This window comes from Streptomyces sp. NPDC017979, from assembly GCF_044328175.1.
Taxonomy (GTDB): Bacteria; Actinomycetota; Actinomycetes; order Streptomycetales; family Streptomycetaceae; genus Streptomyces.
The window spans coordinates 130,088-146,712 of the sequence record NZ_JBIRGU010000012.1 but is presented as its reverse complement, the minus strand read 5'-3'; the positions used below and the strand labels follow the sequence as shown (position 1 = coordinate 146,712).

The window sequence follows — 16,625 nt, the reverse complement described above, 5'->3', positions numbered from 1 at the left end:
GCACGGGCGTGGCCGGCTACCGCACAGTGCGGTAGCCGGCCACGTTCGGACCGTGGTGCGGGAAGGCTACGTCAGCCGACGTTCAGCAGCCGGTTCGGCGAGCCGGTGCCCGGGTTGGTGACCACGCCGGTGCTCGCGGCGGCGATCAGGCCCGAGGCGACCTGGGCGGGCGTGGACGACGGGTTCGCCCCCAGGTAGATCGCCGCGGCGCCGGCGACGTGCGGCGACGCCATCGACGTGCCCGAGATGGAGTTCGTCGCCGTGTCGCTGGTGTGCCAGGCGGACGCGATGCCGGAGCCCGGGGCGAAGATGTCCAGCACGGAGCCGTAGTTGGAGAAGCTGGAGCGGGCGTCCGTGTTCGTGGTGGAGCCCACGGTGATGGCTTCGGTCACCCGCGCCGGCGAGTAGTTGGCCGCGTTGGCGTTGCTGTTGCCGGCCGCGACGGCGAAGGTCACGCCGGCGGCAATGGCCCGGCGCACCGCGCTGTCGATGGTGGTGTTCGCCCCGCCGCCCAGGCTCATGTTGGCGACGGCCGGCTTGACGGCGTTGCGGGCCACCCAGTCCACGCCGGCGACGACCTGCGCGGTGGTGCCGGAACCGCTGTTGTTGAGGACGCGCACGGCGACGATCCTCGCCTTCTTGGCCACGCCGTACGACGTGCCGGCGACCGTGCCCGCGACGTGGGTGCCGTGCCCGTTGCCGTCCTGGGCGACGTTGTCGTTGTCCACGGCGTCGTAGCCGTTCACGGCCCGGCCGCCGAAGTCCCGGTGGGAGATCCGCACGCCGGTGTCGATGACGTACGCGGTCACGCCCTGCCCGGCGGAGTCCGGGTAGGTGTAACGCTGGTCGAGCGGCAGCCGCTTCTGGTCGATCCGGTCCAACCCCCACGACGGCGGGTTGGTCTGGGTGGCCTGGATGCTGACCGTCTGGTCCTGCGCCACGGCGGCCACCGCGGGGTCCGCGGCCAGCTTCTTCGCCTGCGCCTCGGAGACTCTGACGGCATAGCCGTTGAGCGCGGTGCTGTACGTGCGCTCGATCTTCGCGCCGTACTTCTTCGCGATCGCCTTGCCCTCCGCCGAGGCGGACCGCACTCCGCCGTCCCGCAGGGTCACGATGTAGCTGTCCTTGACCGCGCCGGGTGCTCCGGCGTCCACGATCCGGCCTTCGCGCTGGGGTTCGGGCGCGGCGGTCGCGGGGAGCGCGGTCACGAGGCCCAGGGTGAGGGCGCCCGCGAGGGCCGCGCCGAGGGGAGAGAGCTTGCGCCGCGAACGGCCCGCGGTCCGCGGTCCGTCGTGCTGCGTCACTGCCATCTGAGGGTTCCTCCTCGTCGATGGTGCGCTGGTGGGGGGAGTGCGGGCGGTTCCGGGCACGGTGGCCCGGGGCCGTCCGCGGATGCGTCGTAACGCACCCCAAAGACGTCAGGAGCATGTCAACTCCTGCTGCCGCACCAAAGATTGACGGGAGTTCGCGCATTCCACAAGAGGGCACCCCTGTTGCAGCCTTCCGCTCGATCACCGACGCAGAAACCGGCCACCCGACCACTTTCCGTCAAGGAGCGGTAACTCCCGTGTGCCGTGGGGCGGGTTCCCGCTACACAGGAGTTCCGGGTGGACGGGCCTGATCCGAGGCGGCTTCGGGATGAGGAGAACGTGGTGACGCACGACGCGAGGACGACCCGATGAGCGCGCGCCGGCCCCCTCGGCGGCGCCCGCAGGGCCACCGACAGCGCAGCCGGCCGCGGCCCCGGCCGCGCCGAAGGGGTCCCGGTCGGGCCCGGCGCGGGAGAGCTTCGGACGGACTCGTGCTGTGGGGCGTCCTGCTGGTCGGCGCCGTCAGCGCATCGGTGGCCGTGGCGCGTTGGCTCGTCGAGCGCCCGGTGGTGGGCTTCGTCCTGCTCGCCGCCGCGCTGATGTCGGGTGTCGCCTGGGTACGACGCCGGCAGGAGCACCAGCGGTGGGAACGGGTGCGGCAGCAGGGACTGCGCTACGCCCTGCCGCAGATCGACGCCCTGCACCACCGTCAGTTCGAGGACGCGGTCCGGGACCTGATGCACCGGGACGGCTGCGCCGATGCGACCCGGGTCGGCGGGGCCGGCGACAACGGCGCGGACGTCAAGGCCACGGACCCCTTCGGCCGGCTGTGGGTGCTCCAGTGCAAGCACCGCAAGGCCGGCCTGAAGGGCTCCGCGGTCGGCACGCCCGACCTGCACGTGCTCAACGGGACGGGACGTCCGGTCCACCACGGCGACGTCGTCGTCCTCGTCACCAACGGCCGCATCACGGCCAAGGCCGTCGAGTTCGCCCGCTCCCAGCGGCTCCACCTCGTGGACCGGCACCTCCTCGGCGAGTGGGCCGCCGGCTCGACCCCGCTGTGGGAACTCCTGCGCGCCCTGCCCCCGCCCCGTCGCCCCTCTCCGCTGTCCTGACGCCGCCCTGCGCAGCCCGTCAGCCCGTCAGCCCGTCAGTCCGTCAGTCCGTCAGTCCGTCAGTCCGTCAGCAGTCGACGGGCAATTCGCGCAGCCCGTTCACCAACCGGTCCTCGCGCCACGTCAGCGCCGCCGGGTCCGTCGCCGGCGTACCGCGCACCCGGGTAGTCGGTCGGGGAAGTGGTGCTCGGGTCCCCGTCGGTTCCGGTGTCCGTCCTCGGCGCGGTCCGCCTCCTCCGCGTGGAATCGGCCTCGCACTCGCCTCTCCCCCGTTCCGCTTCACGTACGAAGCACGCCCGGGTTCGATGCGGTCGTCCCGACGGGCCATGGACGGGCGGGCACTGGGTCGCGTCCGCAAAAGCCCGCGCGCTTCCCTGTGCGGGTGGACGTAGCCGCCGTTTTCCTACGCCCCTAAAACCCCGTCTGTGACCCGCAGACGGATGAGGGGGGGCAGCGTGGTCGTGTCGGCGTGGCGGGTGTAACCGAGCGTGGGGAGCCGTTGCGTCGCGGCGAGGGTGGTGTGTTCGGCGACGAGGTCCCGCGCCTGCGGGGTCAGCCGGGGCGGATGGACGACGCCGCTGTCCGCGCCGGGCACCAGCGCCGTCGTGACCTGTGCGGGCGCGGGGCGCGCGGCCGGGTCGGCGCGCAGGCACTCGCGGACGATCCGCGCGAGCGCGGGCGGCAGACCCGTCAGGTCGGGCGTGCCGGAGCGGATGGCGTGGACCACGGACGCGCTGTCCGTGCCCCAGGGGCTGCGGCCGAGGCTCAACCGGGCGAGGAGGGTGCCGAGCGAGAACACGTCGCTGGCCGGGGTGAAGTGCGGCTCCCCGCGGAGCAGTTCTGCAGTTCCTGGCGCCGCTCTTGGTCGTCGGCGAGGTCGGTGAGCATGGCGATCGCGGTGTCCGGCTGCCCCGACTCCCCCGTCCAGTGGGCGAGTTGGTGGCGCAGGTGGAGCACCCGGGGGTGGTCGGGGCCGAGCAGCGGTGTCGTTGCGGCGACCAGGCGTCGGTAGCGACGGGCGGCTTCGTCGGGGCGGCCCGCCTTCCCGGCCCGTTCGGCGGCGATCCGGCCGTCCTTAAGGGCGTCGAGCGTCCGGGGGTGCGCGCCGCCGCCCGCCCCGGTCGCCCCGTGCCCTCGTCCGCCCCCCTGACATCGCGCCACCCCCACGCTTCGAGAGACCTCCAACGCCCGGCCCTCAAGGGGGCGTTGCGGCGCCGACGCTACCCGACCCGCAGTCCGTACGGGCGTGTTCGGGCGGGGCCCGCGAGGGGTGCCCCCGTGCGGTGCTGCACGGGGGCACCCGCTGGCGGTGCGGGTCCTACGTCGGCGCGGACTGCGGGTGGGCGCCCGCCGGGACCTGCGCGTACCCGGTGGCCCGGGTGGTGAAGGTGCCGCGGCCCTGGGTCCGGCCGCGCAGCCGTGACGCGTATCCGAACAGTTCCGCGAGCGGCACCGTGGCGGTGACCACCGAGGTGCCGGCCCGGGTGGTGGAGCCGGTCACCCGGCCCCGGCGCGCGGCGAGGTCCCCGAGAACCGCGCCGACGGCGTCGTCGGGCGCGGTGACCGTGACCTCGACCACCGGTTCGAGCAGCGCCATGGGCACGGTGCGCAGCGCCTCGCGCAGGGCGAAGCGGCCCGCGGTGCGGAAGGCCGTCTCGGAGGAGTCCTTCACGTGGGTGGCGCCGTCGGTGAGGGTCACCCGCACCCCGGTGACCGGGTGGCCGCCGACGGGCCCCTCGGCCAGGGCGTCGCGACAGCCCGCCTCGACCGCGCGGACGAACTCGTGCGGCACCCGTCCGCCGGTGACGGTCGACCGGAACGCGAAGTGCTCCGCGTCCCCGGCCCCGGCGCCGCCGGCCCCATCGGGGTGCAGCGGGGCCACGTCGATGACGACGTGCGCGAACTGGCCGGCGCCGCCGTCCTGCTTGACGTGCCGGTGGACCAGCCCGGACACCGTGCCGACGACGGTCTCCCGGTAGGCGACCTGCGGCCGGCCGACGCCGATCTCCAGGCCCTGGTCGCGGCGGATCTTCTCCACGGCCACCTCCAGGTGCAGCTCCCCCATCCCCGACAGCACGGTCTGACCGGTCTCGGCGTCGGTGCGCACGCTCAGCGAGGGGTCCTCCTCGGCGAGCCGGGCGAGCGCCAGCGCCAGCCGGTCGGTGTCCAGGCTGCGGCGCGCCTCGACGGCCACCGAAACCACGGGGTCGGCGACCGGCGGCGGCTCCAGCACCAGCGGCGCAGCCGGGTCGCACAGGGTCGCACCCGCCCGGGCGGCCTTGACCCCGACCACGGCCACGATGTCGCCGGCGACGGCCGACTCCACCTCGGCGTGCCGGCCGGCCCGGACCCGCAGGATCCGGCCGATGCGCTCGCTGCGCCGTGCGCCGGCGTCCAGGACGACGTCGCCGCGGCGGAGCGTGCCGGCGTACACCCGTAGGAAGGTCAGCCGCCCGGTGGGGGTCGCGGTCACCTTGAACACCAGTCCGGTGAAGGGCTGGCCCGGATCGGCGGCCCGCTCTTCGCCGGCGCCGGCGGCCCCGCCCCGTACCGGTGGTACGTCCAGGGGCGAGGGCAGCCAGGCGGCCACCGCCGCCAGCAGGGGTTCGATGCCGATGTTGCGGTACGCCGAGCCGCAGAGCACGGCCACGGCCGCGCCGCTGCGGGTCAGCTCCCGCAGCGCACGGGCGAGGGTCGCGTCCGAGACCGCGGCGCCCGTGCAGTACTCCTCCAGGGCTTGCGGGTGGAGTTCGGCCACGGCTTCGTCGAGCTGTCGGCGGCGGCGTACGGCCTCGGCCCGCAACCCGTTGGGTACGGGTGCGTCGGTGACGGCGTCGTCGCCAGCGCGCCACTGCCGGGCGCGCATCCGGACGAGGTCCACCACTCCGGTGAAGCCGCCTTCGCTGCCGATGGGCAGTTGGACCGCGAGCGGGACGGCGTGCAGGCGTTCTCGGATGGAGCGGACCGCGGCGTCGAGGTCGGCGCCCGCGCGGTCCATCTTGTTGACGAACGCGATGCGCGGTACGCCGTACCGGTCGGCCTGGCGCCACACCGACTCGCTCTGCGGCTCCACGCCGGCGACGGCGTCGAAGACGGCGACGGCGCCGTCCAGCACGCGCAGGGAGCGCTCGACCTCGTCGGCGAAGTCGACGTGGCCCGGTGTGTCGATCAGGTTGATCCGGTGGCCGTCCCAGTCGCAGCTCACGGCGGCGGCGAAGATCGTGATGCCGCGGTCGCGCTCCTGCGGGTCGAAGTCGGTGACGGTCGTGCCGTCGTGGACCTCGCCGCGCTTGTGGGTGGCGCCGGTGAGGTAGAGGATCCGCTCGGTGACGGTGGTCTTGCCCGCGTCCACGTGGGCGAGGATGCCCAGGTTGCGGACGGCGGTCAGGTCGGTGGTGGTACGGCGTGTCGGGTCGTCGCGCACGGCGCTTGGCCTTCCGAGGTCTTCGGGAACAGGTCAGCGCGATGGACGGACGGAACGGCACGGCCCGCGGGTGGGGGCCGCGCGCCCCGAGCCCGCGCCCGGGGGGGCGGTGCACCCGGGGACGGGGCACGGCTCCGCCGGGCGGCGGGGGCTCAAGGGCGTCAGGCGTTCGGCACGGACTTCCGGTGGCGGGCGCGCAGCCGGCACCGGGAGCGCGAGGACACCGGGATCACGTCGTAGCGGGCACGGGGAGCGGTGGGGCTGATGCGCTGACGCACGGCCTGCTCCCCTCGTCTCGACTCGTCGTGGATTCCCGCTCGCCGCGATGTGGTGGCGGCGTGCGGTGCGAGTTTAGTGAGACGGGGTGGGTGCGGGGCAACGCATTTGCGGCCCGCTAGGTCACCGCCGGCGATCCGGCGGATCGGTGGGGGCGGGTCAGTAGGCGCCGAAGACGTTGTCGATCGAGCCGTAGCGGTCGGCGGCGTAGTTGGCCGCGGCGACGATGTTGGCGACCGGGTGGAAGGGGTCCTTCGGGGTGCCGGCGACGTGGTACGCCTGGAAGGTCGGGTCGATGACCTGGAGCAGGCCCTTCGACGGGGTGCCGTTGACGGCGTTGATGTCCCAGTTGTTGATGGCCAGCGGGTTGCCGCTGGACTCTCGCATGATGTTCCGGTGCAGGCCGTCGTAGCTGCCGGGGATGCCGTTGGCGGCCATGACGTCCAGGGCCTCCGTGATCCAACCGTTCAGGTTGTTCGGGTAGGCCGTGGCGACCGCGGTGGCGGTGGCGGCCGGGGCGGCGGTCGTGGTGGCGGCCGATGCCGTCCCGGGCACGAGGGAGAGGGCGAGCGCCGCGGCGCCGGCGACGGCGAGACCTCCGACGGTGGTCTTGCGGGCCGCGAGCGGGCGGCGAATGCGCAGACGGGTAGTGGACATGCCGAAGCACCCTTCGAGTGGGGAAGCCGCGCACGGACAGGAGCCGTAAAGCGCTCCGGTGGCGGCGGTGCGCCAGATTCTTAACGGCAGCGCGGAATCCTGACAACGACCTCTTTGCTAAGCGCGATAGTGGGAGCATCGGCGGCCGGCCTGGCGCCAGCGCCCCTCCGCAGGGCCCGCGCACCGGCAGCGATCCACTAAGCGGGCTCGTAAGTGATGTGCGTCCCATCACGGTTCCGTCACGGAATAAGGGCCCACTGCGCGGCGAACTCTCCCCACCTGACCACCAACACCCGCTTTCGCTCAGGAATTAGAGGAAAAGTTATAGTTTGTCCAAATTTTCACGGCGCGATGTCGACGCAGGGAACCCGGCACTCCGCCCGAGGGGCGGAAATCGCGCACGCCAGGAGTGACGCCAATCCAAGCCAATCCGGCACAAAAATCTGAGCCGATGGCGCCACACAAGAAGACATCGCCCGCATCAGGCACCCTGAAGCCGGCAAACAAGGAGATGGCGAGATGGAGCCAGAATGGCGCCATTGGCGTGACAGTGGCACCATGGTGGCCTAGCATGGCAGCTCAATGGAGCCATCACCGCGTGGTCGAGGCGATCCGCGCACCAGGGCGTCGCTCGCCCCGGCCGCCGGCTTCCGATCCCTTATAGGAGGACACGCATGCACGACGAAGCATCCACGAGGGTCACCGATCCCCTGGGGGGAGCGAGCCCCTTGTCCGGCTTACCGACGGACCGCTCCAAGGGCTGCCCCTTCGACCCGCCGGCCGACCTCGCGCGGTACCGCGAGGAGCAGCCGCTCCGCCGGATGACCTACCCCGACGGCCACCTCGGCTGGCTGGCCACCGGCTACTCCGCGGTCCGTGCGATCCTCGGCGACCAGCGGTTCAGTTCGCGGTACGAGCTGATCCACTTCCCGCTGCCCGGCCCCTACGAGGGCGGCCTCCCCCCGGCGCCACTGGGCGACATGACGGGCATCGACGCCCCGGAGCACACCCGCTACCGAAAACTGCTCGCCGGAAAGTTCACCGTACGGCGGATGCGGCAACTCACCGACCGCGTCGAGGAGATCACCGCGGCGCAGCTGGACTTCATGGCGAGCCAAGGGCCCTCGGTCGACCTGGTGCGGACGTTCGCACAGCCCGTGCCCGCGCTGGTGATCTGCGAGTTGTTGGGCGTCCCGACCTCCGACCGGGAAGTCCTCCAGGGCCACACGGCGCCGCTGATGGACCTGACGGCCGGCGAGGAGGAGCGCACCGCCGCCTACGTCGCGCTCCAGGAGTACGTACGGGCACTGGTCCTCAGCAAGCGCGCCGAGCCGACCGACGACGTGCTCAGCGATCTGACCACCGGCGACCTCACCGACGACGAACTCACCGGCGTGGCGGGCTTCCTGCTGGCGGCCGGCCTCGACACCACCGCCAACATGATCGCGCACGGCACCTTCGCCCTGCTGTGCCACCCGGAGCAACTCGCCGCCCTGCGCGGCGATCCGGACCTCGTCGACGGTGCCGTGGAGGAGTTGATGCGCTATCTGACCATCGCGCCGACGGGGGTGCGGGCCGCCCTGGAGGACGTGCGCGTGGACGGGCACCTGATCAAGGCCGGTGAGTCCGTCACCCTCTCCGTTGAGGCGGCCAACCGCGACCCCCAGCGCTTCCCCGAGCCCGACGCCCTCGACCTGCGCCGCGCGGCCAACGGGCACCTGGGCTTCGGCCACGGCATCCACCAGTGCCTGGGACAGCAACTGGCCCGGGTGGAGATGCGCGTCGCGATACCGGCGCTGCTGAACCGGTTCCCGACGCTGCGTCTCGCCGTGCCGCCGGAGCAGGTGCCGATGCGCGACCACACCAACGTCTACGGAGTCCACGAACTCCCCGTCACCTGGCGAGCGGTGTAACCATGCGGCGCACCGGTGGGCGGGGGCACGGGGCTCCGCCCGCCGGTCAGCCCTTGCGGGCCTCGATGAGGAAGCGCTGCGAGTGGGCCACGAAGGGCCCGTGGCGCCGAGTGAAGTCGTGCAGTTCCGCCAGTCGTTCGCGGTACGCATCCACCGTGAAGCCCGGCACGATCCAGATCACCTTGCGCAGGAAGTGCACCACCGCCGCGACGTCGTGGAACTCCATCCGCAGCGCTTCTTGGCGCACGTCCACCACCTCAAGGCCCGCCGCCTCGGCCACGGCGACCGTGGCCATCGCGCTCGCTCCGGGCGACGTGGTGAGTTCCGGAAGGGGCCGGTGGGGCGCCACCGCGCCGGGCCCCATCATGAAGTCGGTCAACTCCCGCACGCTTCCCGGCCCCACCTGCTGGGAGAGGTACGTACCGGCCGGGCGCAGCACCCGGCGGACCTCGTCCCAACGGGTCGCCACCGGATGTCGGCTCACCACCAGGTCGAAGTGGTCGGCGGGGAACGGCAGGTCCGCCGTGTCGTCGACCTCGACCACCGTGCCGCCGCGCTCCGCCAGCCGGCGTCGGGCGATGTCCACGTTCGGCGGCCAGGACTCCGTCGCCGCCAGGACCGGTGGCGTGACGGGCACCGAGGCGAGCACTTCGCCCCCGCCGGTCTGGATGTCGAGCACCGCCCGCGCCCGCGCCACGCGTTGCGCGAGCAGCCCCGCGTACCCCCAGGACGGGCGTTCCTCACTCGCGCGGCCGGCGAACCAGGAGAAGTCCCAGCCCTCCGTGGGGACGGCCGCGCCCTCGGCGACAAGATCTTCGAAGCTGGACACGGACCGAGCATGCCGGACGGGGCGGCAGCCGTCATCCGGATTTCCTGAAGGTGAACCGGTCCTTCGCGCTCGACGGGCCGTCCCGGGCGGACACCGGCGCCCTGCCGGCCCGGCCGGCGCGGGCCGCCGGGGGGTGAGGGAGCGGTACGGCCCCGGTCCGGGCGGCGCGCCTCTCCGCCTGACGGCCCCGATGCTTCGGTGCCCCTCCGTGATGCGTGCGTCCCGGGCCGGCCCCGAGCATGGGGGGGCGCCCCCACTTCGTACCCCCGGTTCCGTGCGCGGCGCGGCCCAGACCGGGCGGGCGGCCGTCTCCACCCCGGTGAACTTCTGGTACGAGGGCCACCCGGGCACGCGAGGATGCGTCGGGAGCTGCGTCCGGCTGCGCGCGACCACTTCGCGTGGCGTCCGCACGCCATCGGCGACCAGCGCGTGGTCCTCCTCGCCGCCCCGGACGCGCCGACCGACTGACGGCCCCACCGGCCTCATCGGCACCGCAGGCCCCCACCGCACCGAGCGGCGGGGGTCGGTCCGTCGTCGCGGCGGGTTCAGTCCAGGACCGCGGTGGCCTCGACCTCGACGAGGTAGTCGGGGCTCGCCAGCGCCGCGACGCCCAGCAGGGTGGCCGGCGGCATCGGGGTGGTGCCCATCCTGCGGGCCGCCCGGGCGATCCCCTCCAGCAGCAGGGGCATCTGGTCGGGCGTCCAACCGACGACGTGGACGTTGAGCTTCGCGAGGTCGTCGAAGGAGCCGCCGGCCGCGGCCAGCGCGGTCCCGACGTTGAGATAGCTCTGCTCGACCTGGGCGGCGAGGTCGCCGGCGCCCACGGTGTTCCCGTCCGGGTCCACCGCGACCTGCCCCGCGACGTGGACCAACCTCGACCCCGTGGCGATCGACACCTGCTTGTAGACCTCGACCTCGGGCAGTCCGCCGGGGTTGATCAGGCTGATGGGCATGTTGCACGACTCCTTGCACACGCGATCTCTCTTGGTTACTGGGAAACCGTAGGAGAGCCAAGCCTGACGTGGAAGAACGCACTTTCCGGTGACCTGGGAACCCCGTGGTGACCGAGCAGCTCACGACAGCGCCCGGCAGGAAGAAAGCCGGTGGGAGTCACCGGGACCCGACATCTAGGCTGAGGCGATGAGCACCGAGGACGACTGGATCACCACCCCCGTCACCGCTGATCTGCTGCGCGGGGCGCTGGACCTGGAGCGCACCGCGCACGGCCTGCTGCCGCACCGGCTGCCGCCGGCGGCCCGGCGGCAGATCCCCGACGAGCAGTTGACGATGGCCGAGGCCCAGCCGTCCGGCGTACGGCTGGTCTTCCGCACCCGCGCCACCGCCGTCGCGCTGGACGCGCTGCCCGTAAAGCGGGCCTACCAGGGCCTGCCCACTCCCCCGGACGGCCCCTACGACCTGCTGGTCGACGGCCGGCTCACGGGCCAGGCCACCGTTCCGGGCGGCACCGTCCGCACGATCGACTTCGCCACCCAGTCCGTCGAGGTGCACGAGGGCCCGCCCGGCACCGCCCGGTTCGCCGAGCTGCCCCCGGGCGACAAGACCGTGGAGATCTGGCTGCCCCACACCGAGGGCGTCGAGCTGATCGCGCTGCGCACCGACGCTCCGGTGGAGCCGGCGCCGGAGCACGGACGGCGGGTGTGGCTGCACCACGGCAGCTCGATCAGCCACGGCTCGAACGCCGCGAGCCCCAGCACCACCTGGCCGGCGCTGGCAGCCGCGCAGGGCGGGGTGGAGTTGGTGAACATGGGCTTCGGGGGCGGTGCGCTGCTCGACGCGTTCACCGCCCGGGCGATGCGGGACACCCCCGCCGACCTGATCAGCGTCAAGATCGGCATCAACGTCGTCAACACCGACGCGATGCGGCTGCGGGCCTTCGTCCCCGCGGTCCACGGCTTCCTGGACACCATCCGGGAAGGGCATCCGACGACGCCCCTGCTGGTCGTCTCGTCGGTGCTCTGCCCCGTCCACGAGGACACCCCCGGCCCCCTCATGCCCGACTTCTCCGGCGGCGCCCCGCGGTTCAAGGCGACGGGCGACCCGGCCGAAGTCGCCACCGGACGCCTGACGCTCCGCGTGATCCGCGACGCGCTCGCCCGGATCGTGGCGCAGCGCTCGCCGGACGACCCGCACCTCCACCACCTCGACGGACGCGAGCTCTACGGCGAGGCGGACCACGCCGAGCTGCCGCTGCCGGACGCGGTGCACCCCGACGCCGCGGGCCACCGGCGCATCGCCGAGAACTTCGCCCGCATCGCGTTCGCGGCCGACGGCCCCTTCGCGGCACCGAACGACGGACCCGGCGCATGAGCATCGTTGAAATGTGCACTTTCGGACCAGGGATGTGCACGATCAGCACAGCCGTGGAGCGGGAGAATTTGCGAAGCTTCCTGCGGAAGCGATCAATGCACGGGTGAACCCCCGGGACCCGGGCACGGGCGGCGTCCCGCTGCGTGCCGGACCCGGGTCCTGCACAGTGCTGGAGCTGGGCACCGACAGGTGGGTCTTCGGGCCTCCCGACCGCGGCGCGGCCGGGGCGGCGCACGGAGTCGGCCGGTTCACCGGCAAGGTGGGCGGGTTTCGGCCGCATCGGAGGTCCGTACCCCCTCGTAGCCTGAAAGGGGCTGTGACCATGTCCGCGTACGTTCCGAATTCCCCCGTGCTCGAACCGGCCGCCGCGGAGTTCGCCGCGGCGACCGCGAACCCGCCGTACCTCTTCGACCTCGGTCCGGTGGAGGGCCGCAAGACGGTGGACGAGGTGCAGTCCGGCGACGTCGAAGCACCCGCCGTCGACGACGAGTGGATCACCGTCGACGGCGGCCCCACCGGCTCCGTGCGGGCCCGGATCGTGAAGCCCGCCGGGGTCACCGGAACCCTTCCGGTGATCGTCTACATCCACGGGGCGGGTTGGGTGTTCGGCAACGCCCGCACCCACGACCGGCTGGTGCGGGAATTGGCCGTCGGCGTCCACGCGGCCGTGGTCTTCCCCGAGTACGACCTCTCGCCCGAGGTCCGCTACCCGGTCGCCATCGAGCAGAACTACGCCGTCGCCCGCTGGGTCGTCACCGACGGCGCGGCCAAGGGCCTGGACGCCAGCCGCATCGCCGTCGCCGGTGACTCCGTCGGCGGCAACATGTCAGCCGCCCTCACCCTGATGGCGAAGGAGCGCGGCGGCGTCCCCCTCGTCCAGCAGGTGCTGTTCTACCCCGTCACCGACGCCGCCTTCGACACCGGGTCCTACCGCCAGTACGCCGAGGGCTACTTCCTGCGCCGCGACGCCATGCAGTGGTTCTGGGACCAGTACACGACCGACCCCGCCGCCCGTGCGGAGATCACCGCGAGCCCGCTGCGGGCCAGCACCGAGCAGCTCGCGGGCCTGCCGCCCGCGCTGGTCATCACCGGCGAGGCAGACGTGCTGCGGGACGAGGGCGAGGCGTACGCGAACAAGCTCCGCGCGGCCGGCGTGCCGGTGACGGCCACCCGCTACCAGGGGATCATCCACGACTTCGTGATGCTCAACGCGCTGCGCGGCACCCAAGCGGCCGAAGCCGCCATCACCCAGGCCATCGACGCCCTCAGCCGGGCCCTGGGCACCGTCTGACCCCGGACCCGACGGTCGGGCCCGGGGGACGGCACCGGACCCGACCGTGCGGACGCGCCCTCAGACTCCCGGCGCGCTGTTCGCCCGGGACTTCGACTCCGACGCCCCGGAGGCGGGTGCGCGGACCGGCGCGGGATCGCCTTCGCTGAGGCCGAACCGCGCGTGGAACCCGCGCAGCGGGCCGGGCGCGTACCAGGCCGAGCGGCCGAGCAGTCGCATCGCGGCCGGCAGCAGCACGCCGCGCACGGCGACGGCGTCTATCAGGATGGCCAGCCCGGTGCCCAGGCCGAACATCTGCATGAAGCTCACCTCCGCGGTGCCGAAGGCGAGGAAGCTGACCGCCAGCAGACAGGCCGCCGCGCTGACGATGCGCCCGGTGTGCCCGAGGCCGTCGACCACCGCGGACTCGTTGTCCGCGCCCTGGTCGTGGAGTTCCTTGATGCGGCTGGTGACGAACACCTCGTAGTCCATCGAGAGGCCGAAGGCGATGCAGAACAGCAGCACCGTCATCGACACGTCCATGGGCTGCGGGGTGAATCCGAGCAGGGACGACAGGTGCCCGTCCTGGAAGATCCACGTCATCACGCCGAGCGCGGCGCCCAGGCTGACCAGGTTGAGGGCGAGCGCGCGCAGCGGCTGGACGACGCTGCCGGTGAAGAGGAAGAGCAGGAAGAAGGTGGTGAGGGCGACGAGCGCGACGGCCAGCGGAAGCCGGTCGGCGATCGCGTCCTTGGAGTCGACCTGCTCGGCGGCGGTGCCGCCCACCAGCGGATCGGTACCCTGCGGCGGTGCGACGGACCGCACTTGCTCGACCAGGTCCTGGGCCTCGTTCGACTTGGGGGCGAGCGCGGTCACCACGTTGATCCGCTGGGCGGCGGGCCGGCCGAGGGCCGCGGCGCCCGGGCCGGCGGACGCGGTCGAGCCCTTCGCGTAGGTCCCGGTCGCGGCCTCCACCCGGATCACGTCCTTGAGGTCGGACAGCCGGGTCGCGTACGCGCCCAGGGCGGCGCCGTCCACGGGCCCGTCGATGACGATGCGGACGGCCGCGTCGTCGTTGCCTTCGAAGTTGCGCTCCAGCGCCGTGGCGACCTGGCGGCTGCCGGCGTCCTCGGGCAGTACGCGCTGGTCGGGCGTGCCGAAGCCGATGCCCAGCAGCGGGCTCGCGGCCACCAGCAGGACCGCGAGCACGGGCAGCGAGGTGAGTGCGGGCCGGCGCATGACGGTGCGCGCCAGCCGTCCCCACAGCGGCGCCCGGGTGCCGGCGCGCCCCGGCTTCGGCAGCGGCACCCGCCCCTTGTTGACCCGGTGCCCCAGCACGTTCAGCACGGCCGGCATCACGAACAGGGTGCCGACGGCGGCGATGACGACGACCGCGACCCCGGCGTAGGCGAACGTCCGCAGGAAGTACTGCGGGAAGACCAGCAGGGCGGCGAGCGCCACGGCCACCGTCGCGGCGGAGAACGCGACCGTACGGCCCGCGGTGCGCACGGTGTGCCGTACGGCCTCGTCCACTGCGGCGCCCGTGCCGAGTTGCTCCCGGAACCGGTTGACCATCAGCAGCGCGTAGTCGATGCCCAGCCCGAGCCCGAGCGCGGTGGTCAGGTTGACGGCGAAGGTGGAGACGTCCGTGACGCCGCCGAGTACGGCGAGCACGGCGAACGTGCCGGCGACCGCGATGACACCGATGAGCAGCGGCAGCAGGGCTGCGACGACGCTGCCGAAGACGACCAGGAGCAGCAGGAGCGTCAGGGGCACGGCGATCGCCTCGGCCAGCAGCAGGTCCTTGCCGACCTGCGTGGACAGGTCGCTGCTGACGGCGGCGGCGCCACCGGCCCGGACCGTGAGCCCGTCGTCCCGGGAGCCGGCGTGAGTGTCGACAAGTTGCTCCACCACCTCTTGTTGTTCCTTCTCGTCGCCCTTCACGTGCAGGAGGACCATGGCTTCGCGGCCGTCCTTGGAACGGAGGGCGGGGTTCTGGGCGTCCCAGTACGAGATGACGTTGCCGAGGCCCGGTTCCTCCTTCAGGGCGGCGACCAAGCTCCGGCCGCTGCGCTCGGCGGCTGGCGCGTCGACGCGGCCCTGTGCGGTCCGGGCCAGCAGGACGAGGTTCGTCTCCCCGCCGAATTCCTCCTCGATCGCCTGCCCGGCCCGGGTGGACTCGGCGGCCGGGTCGTCGAAGCCGCCGCCGGCCAACTTGCCGAACGCGCCGGCTCCCACGGCGCCCATCAGCACCACCAGCAGGGCGGCGACGACGAGCACCGGCTTGGACCGGCGGATCGTCAGTTCGGCTATGCGTTCAAACACGCACGTTCTCCTTGTGTGCAGTCCACGGTGCAGGACGGTGAAGGGTGTGAAAGGTGGCGAAAGACAGTGAAGGACGGTGAGGAAGCAGTGCCTCCCCGGTCCGGGGCCGGGTGCCGCCCGTGGGGGCGTCGGTGGGCGGACCGGAACGCACCAACACGGGTGCGCAGAGGCCGACTCGGGACGGGAGGGGATCGCGCGTCCGCGCTCCTCGTCACTGCGACGACGGTAGTGAGACGGCAGAAGATTTGGCAGTGTGAGAATTTCTTTACGGGTGTGAGACTTTCGCTGACGGCACACGACGGGCCGGCGTACGGTCGAGTCATGTCTCCCGCCGAAGCCACCGCGAAAGTGCCCACCCTGCGCGAACGGCGCCGGGCCGTCGCCACTCAGGAGATCCTGGGCGCCGCCGAGCGCCACATCGTCGAGAACGGGCCGCACGCCCTGTCCCTGCGCGCGGTCGCCCGCGACCTGGGCATGACCGTGCAGGCGCTGTACCACTACTTCGCGAGCCGGGACGACCTCGTCACCGCGCTGATCACCAAGGCGTACGAGGACCTGGCCGACGCGGTGCTCGCGGCCGTCGACCGTGCGCACGAGGACCCGTCCGTGCCGCGGTTGGTGCACGCGGCCGAGGGCTACCGCCGGTGGGCCATCGCCCACCCCGAGCGGTTCCAGCTCATCTACGGGTCACCGCTGCGCGGCTACGCGGCGCCGCCCGGCGGCCCCACCACCCGGGCCTTGCAGCGCATGAGCGGGATCTTCCAACGGGAGTTGTTCGCCGGCTTCACGACGGAGCAGTTGGCGGCCGCCGACATGCCCGGGCCCTCGCCGGAGCTCATCGCGCACCTGGGGCAGTTGTCGCCGAGCGGGCTGGGCGTGCTGCCGCCGGCCGGGGTGCACCTGATGCTGCGCGCCTGGGGGCACATGCACGGCCTGGTCGTGCTGGAGGTGTTCGGGCACACCTCGTTCATGGGCGGCCATCAGGCCGAGGTCTTCCGGGTGTCCATGAGCCACCTGGTCCAAGACGTCCACCGTCGGATTCCGACGGCTTGACGGGACGTCGGACCGCCGGGGGGGGGGCCGGGCCCCGGGGCCGCCCGCCCCCCGGGGCCGCCGAAACCAGCCCCACAGTGCCGCCCCCGCCCCGCAGACCCGCGGCCCCCCCCCCCCCCCCCCCC

At 72.9% G+C, this 16,625-nt stretch carries 13 protein-coding genes; 5 read left to right on the top strand and 8 right to left on the bottom strand.

Going from position 1 to position 16,625, the window contains the following annotated elements; all coding sequences use genetic code 11:
- Positions 1-71 precede the first annotated feature (71 nt).
- Positions 72-1,310, bottom strand: coding sequence for a S8 family serine peptidase (locus tag ACH4E8_RS27235; protein ID WP_398452831.1), 1,239 nt, complete (start codon positions 1,308-1,310; stop codon positions 72-74).
- A gap of 491 nt (positions 1,311-1,801) precedes the next feature.
- Here ACH4E8_RS27235 and ACH4E8_RS27230 point away from each other — a divergent pair, with 491 nt between their 5' ends.
- Positions 1,802-2,425: a restriction endonuclease gene (locus tag ACH4E8_RS27230; protein WP_398452829.1), complete on the top strand. Its 624-nt coding sequence runs from the start codon at positions 1,802-1,804 to the stop codon at positions 2,423-2,425.
- A gap of 403 nt (positions 2,426-2,828) precedes the next feature.
- On the opposite strand, the gene ACH4E8_RS27225 is transcribed toward ACH4E8_RS27230, so the two are convergent.
- The 4 genes from ACH4E8_RS27225 to ACH4E8_RS27210 form a co-directional block, all read right to left on the bottom strand.
- Positions 2,829-3,224 carry a hypothetical protein gene (locus ACH4E8_RS27225; RefSeq protein WP_398452828.1) on the bottom strand — a complete coding sequence of 132 codons (396 nt, stop codon included), beginning with the start codon at positions 3,222-3,224 and terminating at the stop codon, positions 2,829-2,831.
- Positions 3,191-3,586, bottom strand: a complete 396-nt coding sequence (locus ACH4E8_RS27220) for a tetratricopeptide repeat protein (protein ID WP_398452826.1) — start codon at positions 3,584-3,586, stop codon at positions 3,191-3,193. The genes ACH4E8_RS27225 and ACH4E8_RS27220 overlap by 34 nt, the downstream gene beginning before the upstream one ends.
- A 157-nt stretch (positions 3,587-3,743) precedes the next feature.
- Positions 3,744-5,849, bottom strand: coding sequence for an elongation factor G (fusA, locus tag ACH4E8_RS27215; RefSeq protein ID WP_398452823.1), 2,106 nt, complete (start codon positions 5,847-5,849; stop codon positions 3,744-3,746).
- Positions 5,850-6,284: 435 nt separating this feature from the next.
- A complete protein-coding gene (locus ACH4E8_RS27210) occupies positions 6,285-6,782 on the bottom strand; it encodes a transglycosylase SLT domain-containing protein (protein ID WP_398452821.1) in 498 nt (165 codons plus the stop codon).
- A 674-nt stretch (positions 6,783-7,456) separates the two neighbouring features.
- Between ACH4E8_RS27210 and ACH4E8_RS27205 the strand changes: the two genes are divergently transcribed.
- Positions 7,457-8,695, top strand: coding sequence for a cytochrome P450 (locus tag ACH4E8_RS27205; protein ID WP_398452819.1), 1,239 nt, complete (start codon positions 7,457-7,459; stop codon positions 8,693-8,695).
- Between the two features lie 46 nt (positions 8,696-8,741).
- Here the strand turns inward: ACH4E8_RS27205 and ACH4E8_RS27200 are convergent, their stop codons facing one another.
- Both ACH4E8_RS27200 and ACH4E8_RS27195 read right to left on the bottom strand, forming a co-directional pair.
- A complete protein-coding gene (locus tag ACH4E8_RS27200) occupies positions 8,742-9,524 on the bottom strand; it encodes a class I SAM-dependent methyltransferase (protein ID WP_398452817.1) in 783 nt (260 codons plus the stop codon).
- Positions 9,525-10,069: 545 nt separating this feature from the next.
- A complete protein-coding gene (locus ACH4E8_RS27195; protein ID WP_398452815.1) occupies positions 10,070-10,477 on the bottom strand; it encodes a RidA family protein in 408 nt (135 codons plus the stop codon).
- Positions 10,478-10,664: 187 nt separating this feature from the next.
- Here ACH4E8_RS27195 and ACH4E8_RS27190 point away from each other — a divergent pair, with 187 nt between their 5' ends.
- Together ACH4E8_RS27190 and ACH4E8_RS27185 are read left to right on the top strand one after the other, a co-directional pair.
- Positions 10,665-11,852, top strand: coding sequence for a GDSL-type esterase/lipase family protein (locus ACH4E8_RS27190; protein ID WP_398452812.1), 1,188 nt, complete (start codon positions 10,665-10,667; stop codon positions 11,850-11,852).
- Positions 11,853-12,174: 322 nt separating this feature from the next.
- Positions 12,175-13,143, top strand: a complete 969-nt coding sequence (locus tag ACH4E8_RS27185; protein ID WP_398452810.1) for an alpha/beta hydrolase — start codon at positions 12,175-12,177, stop codon at positions 13,141-13,143.
- 60 nt (positions 13,144-13,203) lie between these two features.
- Here the strand turns inward: ACH4E8_RS27185 and ACH4E8_RS27180 are convergent, their stop codons facing one another.
- Entirely contained in the window at positions 13,204-15,447 is a 2,244-nt protein-coding gene (locus ACH4E8_RS27180) for an MMPL family transporter (protein WP_398452807.1), read from the bottom strand.
- Between the two features lie 321 nt (positions 15,448-15,768).
- On the opposite strand from ACH4E8_RS27180, the gene ACH4E8_RS27175 reads away from it, so the two are divergent.
- A complete protein-coding gene (locus ACH4E8_RS27175) occupies positions 15,769-16,500 on the top strand; it encodes a TetR/AcrR family transcriptional regulator (protein ID WP_398452804.1) in 732 nt (243 codons plus the stop codon).
- The last annotated feature ends 125 nt before the right edge of the window (positions 16,501-16,625 follow it).